The organism is Mesobacillus harenae (assembly GCF_013343715.1).
GTDB lineage: Bacteria > Bacillota > Bacilli > Bacillales > Cytobacillaceae > Mesobacillus_A > Mesobacillus_A harenae.
In genome coordinates this window covers 105818-117765 of sequence record NZ_JABUNR010000002.1, presented here as the reverse complement: position 1 = coordinate 117765, position 11948 = coordinate 105818, and the positions used below count along the sequence as shown (strand labels likewise).

Here is an 11948-nt window from a genome sequence, read left to right as displayed (position 1 = left end):
CTAATACTGCCGCTAGGTGTTCAAAATATCTTTATTTTTAATCAAGGAGCTATACATAGAAATTTAACTAAAGCACTCCCAGCTATTCTGACAGCGGCGGTTTGTGATACGGCCTTAATTACGCTCGCAGTTATAGGTGTGTCAGCGGCCGTTCTAAGTCTACCATGGCTAAATGGTGACCTAATCGGTGTTGGAATTAGTTTTATGGTTTATATGGGGTATGTGACATGGACAAGCAAAGTGAAGTCAGAGGGTGAAGAGGATAGTATTCATCTCACATGGAAAAAGCAGGTTGCATTTGCAGCGTCGGTTTCGTTACTTAACCCTCATGCCATACTCGATACAATTAAACTTTAACTAGGTAAATAGAACGATTTTTCGACGGAAATTGCATAATATTTCTTATTATTCTATGTATTTCTTAATCTTGACCGATTATGATAGAGATAGAGTTAAATTCGGTAAGGGCAAACTTGGGGAAACCTGAGGACGCAAAACTAAAGGGGCTAAGGTATTTATAACTACGCCAGCCAGTTACCGAAGATTTACGGCTGTGAGATGCTGTTCTTCGGGGGCAGCATGTTTTGGGCTCCTTTCCTTTGAATATTTAATTCTAATTATGATTGTTTGGGGGAAAAGGTATGAAAAAGTTAGTTTCAGCAGTATTTCTTTTCACAATGCTAGCATTTGGAACTGGTGTGTCAGCATCTGAAAATGAAGGAACTACGGAACCAGGTATTACTCAAGACCAATTTTTGTATACATTTGATCAGCTTTTAGAAGACTTGAAATTATTAATTACATTTGATAATGAGAAGGAAGCCGAGCTTTTATTAGATTTTGCAGAAGAGCGGCTCAGTGAAGCGAAAGAGTTAACAGAGCTGGAAAAGGAAGATTTCATCCAATTAGCAGTAACTGACTATCAGAAATTGTTAGTAGAGGCTCAAGAGAAAATTACAGAAGTTATTGTTAGGGATGATTCAACTGAGGCTGTCGCAGAGGAGTTATCCGAAACTCTAAAAGAAGTTTCAGAGGTTGCGCCTGAGGTTGCAGACGAATTAGAAGAAGAAGCACAAAAGGAGCTAGAAGAGACAACGACTGAAGCAAAGGTGGTTGCTGAGGTAGTAAAAGACCTTGATAAGGAGCAGGTACAAAAACTTCGGGATGAAGGCTTAGGATATGGCCAAATTGCCCAGGTGTTTTTGCTTGCAAGTGCTACAGAGAAGTCTGTTGAAGAAGTAGCCAGCCTGTTCGCTTCCGGAGAAGGTATCGGGTTCGGCGAAGTAGCAAAGCAATTAGGCCTTCATCCTTCAGAGATTAAAAGTGTTAGAAAAACCGGGAAGTTTAAAGCTTCGAAAGTGATCGCTGAAGCATTGCCTCAGCCGCAAGAAACAAGCGATTCAGAAGTTGTGGTGGAGGAAGCTCCGGCTGAACTTGACCAGGCCACTGAAGAGCAAATCGGGGCTGCAGAAGAGGCGGCCGAAGGAGCAACAGAACAAGGTGAGGATACGCTTGTCGCCGCCGCAGCTGCAGAAGTCACTGACGAAGAAGCATTAGAAGAGCAGGAAAATGCTGAAGCTGTATCCGTGAATAAGGCTGAAGAAAAGCAGCAAAAGGCAGTAAAGAAAGCGGAAGAAAAGCAGCAAAAGGAAGTAAAGAAAGTGGAAGAAAAGCAGCAAAAGGCTGAACAAAAGGTTCAAGAAAAGAAAAGTGAAACTGAAAAGAAAGCTACCGAGAAACAACAAGAGGGTTTGAAGAAATCAGAAGAAAAGAAAATAGACGCAGCTAAGAAAGCAGAAGAAAAGAAAAAGGAAGCTGATAAAAAGAACACAGAAAACCGTTCGCAAAAGCCACAGAAGGGCGCGGACAGTGAAGGTTCTGAAGAGGAAGCTGTAGAATAATGTTTGGAGACCAGCATTCTTTGCTGGTTTTTTTTAATTAGGATAAGGTTAGGTAAGAACAGTTTACTTTTGTTTTTTAGTCTGAAAGTGGAAATGTATGCTGATTTTTGTTTTAATAATTTCAATGAGAATGAAACTATTGTCAGGAGTGAAAGAATAAAAAATGGCGCTTGAGTCACATCCTTGCTAGCCAGCTCCGTCTCTTTTAGTACATATTACCTGGGAGGTATTAGTTTGAAACGTTTACTAGATTGTTCCGCATCCGACTTTCTCAAAATGAGTGGACAAGATTTGAGGCAGTCCATAGTGGCTTCCGAGGGAAGAGTAATTATATCAGAGGTAATCGGAAGTTTTTCACCGTTATATCCTGCAGTGACGAATGCAGAAATGGCGGCCGCCTTTGGTGCGGACATGGTTTTATTGAACTTTTTTGATGTGTTTAATCCAGAAATGCAAGGTCTTGAAGCTGAAAGTCCAGAGGAAATTGTTATTAAGCTTAAGCAAATGATTGGGCGTCCGGTTGGACTAAATCTTGAGCCAGTAGATTTATCCGCGAAAAAATTAGAAGAATTACAGCAGCTTCCCGAGGGCCGAATTGCCACTAAGGCTTCTCTGGAGAAGGCAAAAGAGCTTGGCTTTGACTTTGTCTGTTTAACGGGGAATCCTAAAACGGGTGTTTCCAATACGGAAATCACACGGGCAATCGAAAAAGCAAGAGCTGCCTTTGGTCCTGACGGGCTGATCATTGCTGGGAAAATGCACGGGGCCGGAGTCGCGGGCGAGACTGGAAGCAGCATGATGACTGCAGAAACCCTTAACTCATTTGTAGAGGCCGGTGCAGATATTATTTTAATTCCCTCACCAGGGACAGTTCCTGGGTTCACGGTTGAGAAAACTGGGAAGCTGGTCGATATGGTACATGAAAAAGGGGCGCTCGCTATTTTGACTACTGGGACTAGCCAGGAAGGTGCCGATGAAGCAACCATCAAACAAATAGCTCTAAACAGCAAGATGGCCGGTGCTGACCTGTACCACATTGGAGATGCAGGAATGCACGGAATCGCCATTCCCCAAAATATTATGTCATACTCCATTGTCGTTCGCGGCCAGAGACATACATTTGTCAGAATGGCAGGGTCAGTTTTAAGATAGTAAAAGGAACTATTTAAAAACTAAATAGCTATAAGTATAAAAGCCGGCTGCTATAGCCGGCTTTCTCACGTGATTATCCAGCCTGGTGACCAATATGCTGCCCATAGCGGGCGTTTGTGTTCCGAATTAGTCTGTTTTGTCACTTTGGTCTTTATTTCGTTTGTTTCCTTTACTGTTATCACCGCTTAGAACCTCACCAGTATGGAATGAGCGTTTATGCCCAGCCTTGGGAGAATTTTGATTTCTGCTGCCATCGTTAAATTTCTTGGTCATTAGCTGCTCTCCTTTGTTTTTACTCTTTATTATTGTGTAGTGGAGGCCTGCTAAATATAAGTAACAGGACCCATCCAGTTTTTGGATGGGTCCTGTTTTTAGCTAAAATTCTATTTATTGTTCAGTTGATTCTTCAGAACTATCTCCTGTCATATCCTCGTCAGTTAAAGTGTTATCGTCATTAAGTGATTCATCTTCAGGCATAGTATCATCAATTGTTTCATCGTCACTGAAACCATCATTTGTACCTTCAGTGTCTCCATTGTCTGTTCCATCAGTAGTTCCAGGTACTGGTACTGTTTCTTCTTGTTCTAGCACTGGATCTTCTTCTGGCGGCGGCTCCTCCGTACTTCCGCAGCCTGCAAGAAATAAACTTGATCCTAAAGAAATCGATAGCAATAGGTTTTTTTTCTTCATGTTGCCACTCCTTCCTTTTGAGACTAGTCTACTTATTGCCTTTTAAAACTTAATTAAACTATAATTAGCGGGCGAACACCCAATTTCCATGATGTAAATCTTGGAAAAAGAAATTTACCAGTTATTTGGGTGGTGCCTGTCACCAGGTAGATGTTAGCCTTTCTAGTTTTTGTGGACTGGTTACATGGTAGGGAACTAGTTTTTTTATTTGTTCTAGTTGGCTCATTGCGTCTTCGTAGAGAAGAGGATCCTGGAATGTTTCAGAATAATTCAAAGCTTGCTCTGGAGTTTTGAGTAATGCCTTGAGCTCAAGCTCTGCCCCCGCACCTCCTGTATCTTCATCTCCTAGTGTGACCCCTGTCGATTCAACCTCGTGCTGAGCCATCCATAACTCAGATTGTCCTCTGTGTTCCTGGGCTTCCTCGATAAGTTTTGTAAGCGAGTGAATAGTCTTTTTCATTTTCATCACCTCTATTCCTTATCTATCCTCTTATAGTGATTTAAAACAAGTTCCCTTTATCAAAAATCTTCAGCGCCGAGGAGGTAGTTTTTTCACGATAGGGCATAACCTTCCCGACCGCCCCGCGGAAAGCAGCGCCTGAAACGAAAATCTTTAACTGAGCCAATAAAAAAAGATTGGCATGATAGCCAATCCGTCCAAAAGGGAGTTACTATTAACATTATAAAAAGGGAAGTTTGTAAAACTTTTACGCTTGGGCACTTAGCACTCTTGAAAATAGGATTTCTCATTATACTAAGTGTAAGAAAACCGATGACTCTTAAAGTGTTACCGATTTTCAGGCTTGGTTTCTTCTGATCCAATATATTAAAAAGGTTGGTCACTATTTTCAAGGTGTTAACAGGAAGAGTCATTAATTCTTCCTTTTTAGTGACTCCTTGTTGTTTTTGTTATCTTTATAATAATTAATAGGTATGTGAATCTTATGTTGAAGTTATGTGGAAGTTGTGAAGATTTATCTTTAGAAGATAAAGGAGCAATAAGGGGAGAGCGGCCGTGCGTGAAACGATTTTGCTTGTTGATGATGAGAAAATGATTAGTGAAGTATTGGAAGCCTATTTAAAGAAGGATGGCTACCAGGTTTTTATCGCTGATAATGGAATTGATGCCTTGAAAAAGGCTGACACAGTTCAGCCTGACTTAATTGTTCTTGATTTAATGCTTCCGGATATTTCTGGTGAGGAGGTATGCAGACTTATTCGTAAAGACTCCGAAGTACCGATATTAATGCTCACAGCTAAATCAGGTGAGGCTGAGCGGATAAATGGAATTGTTATCGGTGCTGATGATTATGTGACAAAGCCTTTCAGTCCAAGGGAAGTTGTCGTCAGGATCCAAGCTATTTTCCGCAGAGTCAAAAAATCATCAAAAACCAGCGGGATGGAGCTTTCTTTTAACAAACAGGGGCTTGTAATCAACTTGTTTAAAAGGGAAATAGAAATTGGCGGACAAATTATTAACGTCACCCCGATCGAATACAGACTATTGTCAAATTTAGCTCAGCATCCAGGCAGGGTATATAGCCGGATGGATTTGCTGGAAAAAATACAGGAAGATGGGTTTTCCTATGAAGGTTATGAGCGCAGCATCGATACTCATATTAAAAACCTACGAAAAAAGATCGAGGCAGATGCACGTGATCCTAAATATATCCTGACTGTCTTTGGAATGGGTTATAAGTTTGGGGGATCACCGGATGTTAAAAACGCTTCGATCTAAAATCCTATTTTATTTTTTGCTAGTTTCCTTGACAGGTATCCTGCTTGTCAGCTTTGGAATTCAATGGGGTTTTGAAGCAAGTTTTAATCATTATATTAATGAGAATCGGACTGACCGGGTTAAACAGCTGATAAGTGACTTAAAATTGGAGTATCAGGATAGCGGTACTTTTACAGGAGAAAGAGTGTCGCAGCTACTTCATGAACATGCAATGACGGACAGCCTTTATTATCAAATTTATACACCTGAAGAGGTTTTATTGCTCGACTCAACCTCTATCCGCGGGATTATGGAAGGAATGGGTTTAAGAAACAACCCCTATTTGGAAGATAACTGGAAGACTTCCATGGAGACCTTTACACATGAAGGAGAAACCATTGGCATCCTTAAAGCCTACTATCCAAAAGGTTTCGTAGATAGTGAATACGTTTTCCTGCAAACAATTAAGAACTATATTATTATCGCGGGGGCAATAACCGTTATATTGGCTCTGGCGTTCAGCATGCTGTTTTCCAAACGCCTGACAGCAGGTGTAAACAGTCTGTCTTCAGCTGTAGAAGAACTAATGATGCATCGGAAAAACGTGCGTGTTCCATTAGAAAACCTGTCTCTGGAAATGAAACAGCTTGGAATGGCTTTCAATGACCTGTCTAAATCACTGGAAAAAGAAGAACGTCTTCGAAAGGAATTCACTGGGGACCTTGCCCATGAGCTGCGCACGCCGCTGGCCACCCTAAGAAGCCAGATTGAAGCTTTTCAGGATGGTGTTTGGGAGCCGACTCCAGCAAGACTTAAACAAAGCCATAGTGAATTAATGAGACTTGTCAGGTTGGTTAATGAACTAGAGAAGCTCCTTGCTGCCGAGAATCCGCAAATCCGCTTAAACAAAACAGACCTTGAAGTTAGTGAACTATTAGGATCAATGAGTGAGCTCGTAATGCCTGTTTTTAACCAAAAAGGCGTAGAACTGAGGGTTCTGACCCCGATAAAGGATTTATGCTTTAAGGGTGACCGGGATAGGATAATGCAAATATTAACAAACGTTATCAATAATGCGCTAAAATTCACTCCTGAGCATGGTACCGTCACCATTGCAGGGATTGAAGAAGGAGATATGGCTGGGTTTATGATCGCTGATGATGGAAACGGGATTGCTAGTGAGGATTTACCTCATATATTCGAACGATTTTACAGGGGAGATAAATCACGTGCCCGAAAAACTGGCGGTGTCGGGATTGGCCTATCAATTGTCAAGGCTCTCGTAGAAGCCCATAGGGGTACGATTGAGGCAGACAGTGAGCTTGAGGAAGGAACAATGTTTACGATTTTATTTCCAAAACAATAGGCTGAAAAAAAGGAGCCGGCATACTGCCAGGCTCCAATTTTTTTACAGCAGGTCGTTTACGCGATAGATTTTTCCGTTTTCCAGCTTGCCTTGCATGATAAGCCGGACGAGTGCTTCTGCAACGGTGTCGGGTTGACGGAGCAGTCCTTGTTCTTTGTAGCCTTGGAAGGTTTCGACTTCAGCAAAGGCTTCTCTGGAAGATGAACGGATTGTACCTTGCATTCCCGTATCCATGATTCCGGGGCTAAAGGCAATAACTAGGTTGTTGCTCTTTGCCTCATCCAGCTCCATTGCTGCGGTTTTGGTAAACATATTTAAGGCTGCCTTTGTACTGCAGTACATGCTCCAGCCGTGAACAGGACGTTCTGCTGCACCAGAACTGATATTGACCACAACCAGCCTTGCCCCGGAACGTGCCGCTTCGTTTAAAAACAAATTACTAACTAGAACCGGCGCTGTTAAATTAACTTGTACGCTAGTCAAAATGGAAGCTTCATCAAGGTTTCCAGCTGTATCAATTGGCTCAATTACTCCTGCATTATTAAATAAATAGACTGTGTCGGTGTCAGGACCAAAAATCTTTTCAGCTATCTTGTTAAAGACAATTTTGGTTTCCTCTAAGGAAGAAAGATCGCACTTATAGTGGAGATATCCGGCTCCTTGCTCTGCGGTCTGGCTTTTAAGCTCAGTGTTTTCTGAACGTGAGACAGATATCAACGTCATGTCCTTTGCTATCATTTTTTTTGCGATAGAAGCTCCTAGTCCCTTGGACGCCCCGGTTACTACTGCATAATTCATAACTATCACCTCATGGAATTGTTTTAACTCTATTCAACCATGAAATGAGTAAAATACCAAAATGAAAAGAAAATAATAACATCTAAAGATATCTGATGATTCTTAAAAAAATTCCATGAAAATGCCTGCTGTAAGTCCGAATCCGAGGCTGATTCGGACAGGATAAGAGGAAAAAGGCCGCGGCGAGTCCGAATCCAAGGGTGATTCGGACAGGATAAGAGGAAAAAGGCCGAAGCGAGTCCGAATCCAAGGGTGATTCGGACAGGATGTGAGGAAAAAGGCCGCGGCGAGTCCGAATCCAAGGGTAATTCGGACAGGATAAGAGAAAAAAAGCCGCAAAGAGTCTGAATCCAAGGGTGATTCGGACAGGCCTTGCAGGGCATCCCTCTGGAGTTACTGCAGAAAAGCTTTCCACTCACCAATAAATGGTGTGGCTGCTTCATTTGGTGATTCAAGGACAGCGGCAGTTTGTGCTAATTGCTTGATTTCCCCATCCATCAGGATAGCAAGGCGATGTGTTAAGTATTTGATTTCCATTAAATCATGGCTGATAAACACCGCCGTCGTCCCAGTTTGTGACATGATTTGTTTGAAATCCTTCAAGAGCTGTAATTTTGTAGGGAAATCTAAGGCTGAAAAGGGTTCATCCAGAAGGAGAAACTCAGGCTCAAGTACCATGGCCCTGGCAAGGTTGACTCGTTGTGCTTCTCCACCGGACAGGAGATGAGCATTCTTTTTGGCCAGGTGGGTGATGTTAAAAGCATCAAGCCAGTATGCAACCTTCTTGTTAATCTCTGACTTTTTGTTTTTTCGTAGTTTTAGTCCAATTGCAACGTTCTGATAGACACTTGTATCAAGCAATAGGGATTGTTGGAGAGCAACAGCACATTTCCTGCGCAGCTCTAAAGGCGCCTGCGTATTAAATATTTGCTCCTCTTGATAATAGATTTTGCCCTGGGAAGGAGGATCGAGCAGAGCGAGCGTTTTGAGGAGGGTACTTTTACCGGCACCATTTGGGCCCATAACACCAAGTACCTCGCCTTTAAGAACTTCAAGAGATGGAATGGATAAAATCATTTTATCACGTACGGTTACCTCGATATTTTCCAATCTGACCAAGGCTGTCATATTCTTCGCTTCCTTTGCTGTAAAAAAGTCAGGGTAAATGTAATGATGAAGGCGATTCCCATAAGAATAAAAGACAGGGCGAGTGCGACATCAAAATTCCCTTTGGATACTTCCATTACAATAGACGTGGTCAGGATTCGGGTTTCCCCGCGAATATTTCCGCCAACCATCATCGCAGCTCCTACCTCTGCCATCACCCTGCCAAATCCGGCAATGATGGCTGCGAATATAGCAAGCTTCGTCTCCTTCATTAAGATAATGAAAAACTGAATTTTTGTTGCTCCAAGTGCTTTGATCTGGAGGAGCAATTTTTCATCCAGCTGCTGGAATGCTGTGCTGGTCAGGCCAGTTACAATTGGCAAGGAGACGATCACCTGTGCTAGTATAATCGCTGTTGGAGTAAACAGCAGAGCTAAATCCCCGAGTGGACCAGATCTCCATAATAAAATTGTAATCCATAAGCCGGCTACAACTGGAGGCAATCCCATGCCTATATTTATAAGGACGAGCAGAATTCTCCTGCCCGGAAATCTGGAAAGCCCTAAGAAAATGCCAGCCGGGATTCCGATCATCATACTGATGAAAATAGCTGTAAAAGAAACTTTTAAGGTCCTTAACGTGATTTCCCATATTTCCGGATCGCCATTTATGAACATGTTAAAGGCTTGTTTCAGCCCTTCAAGTAAAAGGTCCATTCCCATCAGACTTTCTAATCGTTATTCTGTATAAGAGAAGAAAAGGGCTTCTCCGTACAGGTCTTGGCCAAATTCAGCTATAATGCTCTGCGTCTCAGCAGCTGTCATAAATTCAACGAAGGCTTTGGCCCCGTTTGAATTTATTTTTTCATGTTTATTTTCATTCACTTGCATGACATGGTAAATGTTTAATAGGGTGTTATCGCCTTCAGAGACAATCGATAAACCATTGAGATTATCCCTTTGAGCTAGGAAGGTGGCCCTGTCTGTAAGTGCATAGCCGTTTTTCTCTGAGGCAATCTGGAGAGTGCTTCCCATTCCCTGTCCTGTTTCTATATAAGAGGTTACACTTGCTGGTTCGATTCCTGCCATATTCCATAATTGGAGCTCTTTTTTATGGGTGCCCGAATCGTCCCCGCGTGAAATGAAAGGAATATCGGATGAAGCGATTTTTAGAATAGCACCCTCTACTGGCAGCCCTCTAATTTGAGCTGGATCTTCTTCAGGTCCCACAATAATAAAATCGTTATACATGACCCGCTGGCGGTTGATCGCATCGCGGCTGTCGATAATTTGCTGCTCCGCTTCTGGGGCGTGAACGAGCAGGACATCTGCTTCGCCGCGTGTTCCCATTTCAAGTGCCTGGCCTGTTCCAACGGCGATTGTTTTTACATTATAGGGTGCTTCACTTTCGAATTTCGGGAGCAGAACATCTAATAGGCCGCTGTCCTGAGTGCTTGTTGTCGTGGCAAGTATCAAGTCCGTTTTTTCAACTGCTGCGGCTTTTTCTGTGGGCTGACTTTTAGTTGAGTTAGAGCAGGCTGAGGCAGATAGGACAATAATGATAGCAAACAGACTTACTAGTATCATTTTTTTCATAGTGAACCTCCTTAAGGGTGCTGGTAGATGATTTTACCGAACTCGCTTCCATTGTAGCCAGCTAAATCATGAAGACTATTCTTAAAGCTTGTAAAATGAATGATGTCGAGAAGGTGCTCAAGAGCCTGTTTGTTTTGGGCGGTCCAGCGAAATACAAGGTCAAATTGTTCCTCAGCAATCGGGATAAATTCTAGCCCAAGCTGGCTGGCTGCACAGTGAATTCCAAACGTAACATCGGCGCTGCCTCTGGATATGTAAGATCCTGCAGATAAATGGTTCCATTCCTCCGTTTCATAGCCAACTATGTCAGAAGGGCTAACTTTTTCTTTAGCTAAAAAAGAATCCAGCAAAAACCTTGTGCCTGCGCCTTTTTGACGATTTACAAATTTAACGTCCTTGCGTGTTAAATCGGAAAAGTCTGTAATGTTCTTGGGATTGCCCTTTGCAACAATTAATCCTTGCTTACGGGAGGCTAATCGCATCACGGTAATTTGTTCATGGACAAACAATTGTTTGATAAAGGGCAGATTATATTCCTGAGAAGATGGGTCTAGCAAATGAATGGCTGCAATATCTGCACTGCCTCTGTATAACATCATTAATCCTTCCAGGCTGCCGATATAAGAGGGTTGCATGTGGATGCCTGCTGATTCTTGCGCAACATATTTAATTAAATGCTCAACCAGAAAATCATGGCTTCCGGCTAAATGAAGAGACCGGATAAACTGCTGATCTAGATTGGGTTTTGTTCTTTGAGGACGGGCTCCCATATTTCCTTTGAATCGGTCAAGCTCCTCCTGTTCAACCCTCATCTTATTTCCGACCTTAAACGCTGATAGCTCGCCGCGCTTAATTAGTTCATATACAGTATGTTTGGAAATCTTAAACATTTTTGCTATTTCTTCAGCGGTATACGTTATCTCAGCCATTTGTAACCCTCCTCACTAAGAAGTATAAAAATAAATGGAAGGTACTACTGTGAGTTTTGTCTCATTTCGTTAAGTTCCGCTTAGTTTTGTTCAGGTATGACACAGAGTGTTCACAAAATCATTCGTCCGGACCTGGCAGCCAGAAATAATTAAGGATGAAACTAAGCAAGTTGAAGTATGCTAAGTAAAATGAAAAATTCGCTATTGCGTATATAAGCATGTGCTTATATAATGATGGAGGGAAGATAGGAGGTTCGGCAAATGAAGGTAAAAAAAGCGGTTGAATTAGACAAAGCTGCAGTTATTTTAAAGCTTTTGGGGGATAAAACCCGGTTAACAATGCTGAAAATACTGGCTTGTGAAGATTGCTGTGTCTGTGAATTTGTTGAAATCTTTCATGCATCGCAGCCTTCGATCAGCCAGCACTTGCGAAAGCTGAAGGATGCTGGCCTTGTGAGAGAGAGTCGAAAAGGTCAATGGATGTTTTATTCCCTGAATAAGGAATATGAATATAAAGATTATGTCCTTGAAGTTTTGGATGCTCTACCTGATCAGCGCTACCGGCTGACAGAACTTGAAGAACAGGGCAAGCGGATTTCTTGCTGTTAAGGAAAATAGAGTTGAATTACAAGGACAGCCGGCAACCCACTTTATTTGAGATAGTCTAAAGAGCTTCTGTTTTTGTATTTGCTT

The 11948-nt window shown here is 42.2% G+C and carries 14 protein-coding genes and 1 riboswitch; of the genes, 6 read left to right on the top strand and 8 right to left on the bottom strand.

What is annotated here, in order from left to right:
- Positions 1–3: 3 nt before the first annotated feature.
- The 3 genes from HRJ06_RS02855 (at position 4) to HRJ06_RS02845 (ending at position 3053) form a co-directional block, all read left to right on the top strand.
- Positions 4–357, top strand: coding sequence for a LysE family transporter (locus tag HRJ06_RS02855; RefSeq protein ID WP_174729299.1), 354 nt, complete (start codon positions 4–6; stop codon positions 355–357).
- 99 nt (positions 358–456) lie between these two features.
- Positions 457–542, top strand: a riboswitch (cyclic di-GMP riboswitch).
- 99 nt (positions 543–641) lie between these two features.
- Positions 642–1901 (top strand): DUF5667 domain-containing protein, encoded by a 1260-nt coding sequence (locus HRJ06_RS02850; RefSeq protein ID WP_174728527.1) that lies wholly within the window; start codon positions 642–644, stop codon positions 1899–1901.
- Positions 1902–2135: 234 nt separating this feature from the next.
- Positions 2136–3053, top strand: a complete 918-nt coding sequence (locus tag HRJ06_RS02845) for a DUF7916 family protein (RefSeq protein ID WP_174728525.1) — start codon at positions 2136–2138, stop codon at positions 3051–3053.
- A 126-nt stretch (positions 3054–3179) separates the two neighbouring features.
- Here HRJ06_RS02845 and HRJ06_RS02840 read toward each other — a convergent pair whose 3' ends face one another.
- From HRJ06_RS02840 to HRJ06_RS02830, 3 genes are all read right to left on the bottom strand, one after another.
- Positions 3180–3326 (bottom strand): hypothetical protein, encoded by a 147-nt coding sequence (locus HRJ06_RS02840; protein WP_174728522.1) that lies wholly within the window; start codon positions 3324–3326, stop codon positions 3180–3182.
- 114 nt (positions 3327–3440) lie between these two features.
- Positions 3441–3743, bottom strand: a complete 303-nt coding sequence (locus HRJ06_RS02835) for a hypothetical protein (protein ID WP_174728519.1) — start codon at positions 3741–3743, stop codon at positions 3441–3443.
- 139 nt (positions 3744–3882) lie between these two features.
- Positions 3883–4203 carry a hypothetical protein gene (locus HRJ06_RS02830; protein ID WP_174728515.1) on the bottom strand — a complete coding sequence of 107 codons (321 nt, stop codon included), beginning with the start codon at positions 4201–4203 and terminating at the stop codon, positions 3883–3885.
- A 555-nt stretch (positions 4204–4758) separates the two neighbouring features.
- Here HRJ06_RS02830 and HRJ06_RS02825 point away from each other — a divergent pair.
- Together HRJ06_RS02825 and HRJ06_RS02820 are read left to right on the top strand one after the other, a co-directional pair.
- Positions 4759–5481, top strand: coding sequence for a response regulator (locus HRJ06_RS02825; protein WP_174728512.1), 723 nt, complete (start codon positions 4759–4761; stop codon positions 5479–5481).
- Positions 5459–6826 carry a sensor histidine kinase gene (locus HRJ06_RS02820; RefSeq protein WP_174728509.1) on the top strand — a complete coding sequence of 456 codons (1368 nt, stop codon included), beginning with the start codon at positions 5459–5461 and terminating at the stop codon, positions 6824–6826. Before HRJ06_RS02825 ends, HRJ06_RS02820 begins: the two co-directional genes overlap by 23 nt.
- Before the next feature lie 42 nt (positions 6827–6868).
- Here the strand turns inward: HRJ06_RS02820 and HRJ06_RS02815 are convergent, their stop codons facing one another.
- The 5 genes from HRJ06_RS02815 to HRJ06_RS02795 all read right to left on the bottom strand — a co-directional run bounded on the left by HRJ06_RS02815 (position 6869) and on the right by HRJ06_RS02795 (position 11255).
- Positions 6869–7624: a (S)-benzoin forming benzil reductase gene (locus tag HRJ06_RS02815; RefSeq protein WP_174728507.1), complete on the bottom strand. Its 756-nt coding sequence runs from the start codon at positions 7622–7624 to the stop codon at positions 6869–6871.
- Between the two features lie 393 nt (positions 7625–8017).
- Entirely contained in the window at positions 8018–8752 is a 735-nt protein-coding gene (locus tag HRJ06_RS02810) for an ABC transporter ATP-binding protein (protein WP_174728504.1), read from the bottom strand.
- Positions 8749–9447 (bottom strand): ABC transporter permease, encoded by a 699-nt coding sequence (locus HRJ06_RS02805; protein ID WP_174728501.1) that lies wholly within the window; start codon positions 9445–9447, stop codon positions 8749–8751. The genes HRJ06_RS02810 and HRJ06_RS02805 overlap by 4 nt, the downstream gene beginning before the upstream one ends.
- Positions 9448–9468: 21 nt before the next feature.
- Complete coding sequence (locus tag HRJ06_RS02800; RefSeq protein ID WP_174728498.1) at positions 9469–10326, bottom strand: ABC transporter substrate-binding protein; 858 nt, start codon at positions 10324–10326, stop codon at positions 9469–9471.
- 11 nt (positions 10327–10337) lie between these two features.
- Positions 10338–11255 carry a helix-turn-helix transcriptional regulator gene (locus tag HRJ06_RS02795; RefSeq protein WP_174728496.1) on the bottom strand — a complete coding sequence of 306 codons (918 nt, stop codon included), beginning with the start codon at positions 11253–11255 and terminating at the stop codon, positions 10338–10340.
- A 261-nt stretch (positions 11256–11516) separates the two neighbouring features.
- On the opposite strand from HRJ06_RS02795, the gene HRJ06_RS02790 reads away from it, so the two are divergent.
- The gene (locus tag HRJ06_RS02790; RefSeq protein WP_174728493.1) at positions 11517–11864 is read left to right on the top strand and encodes an ArsR/SmtB family transcription factor; all 348 of its coding nucleotides are present in this window, start codon (positions 11517–11519) and stop codon (positions 11862–11864) included.
- The last annotated feature ends 84 nt before the right edge of the window (positions 11865–11948 follow it).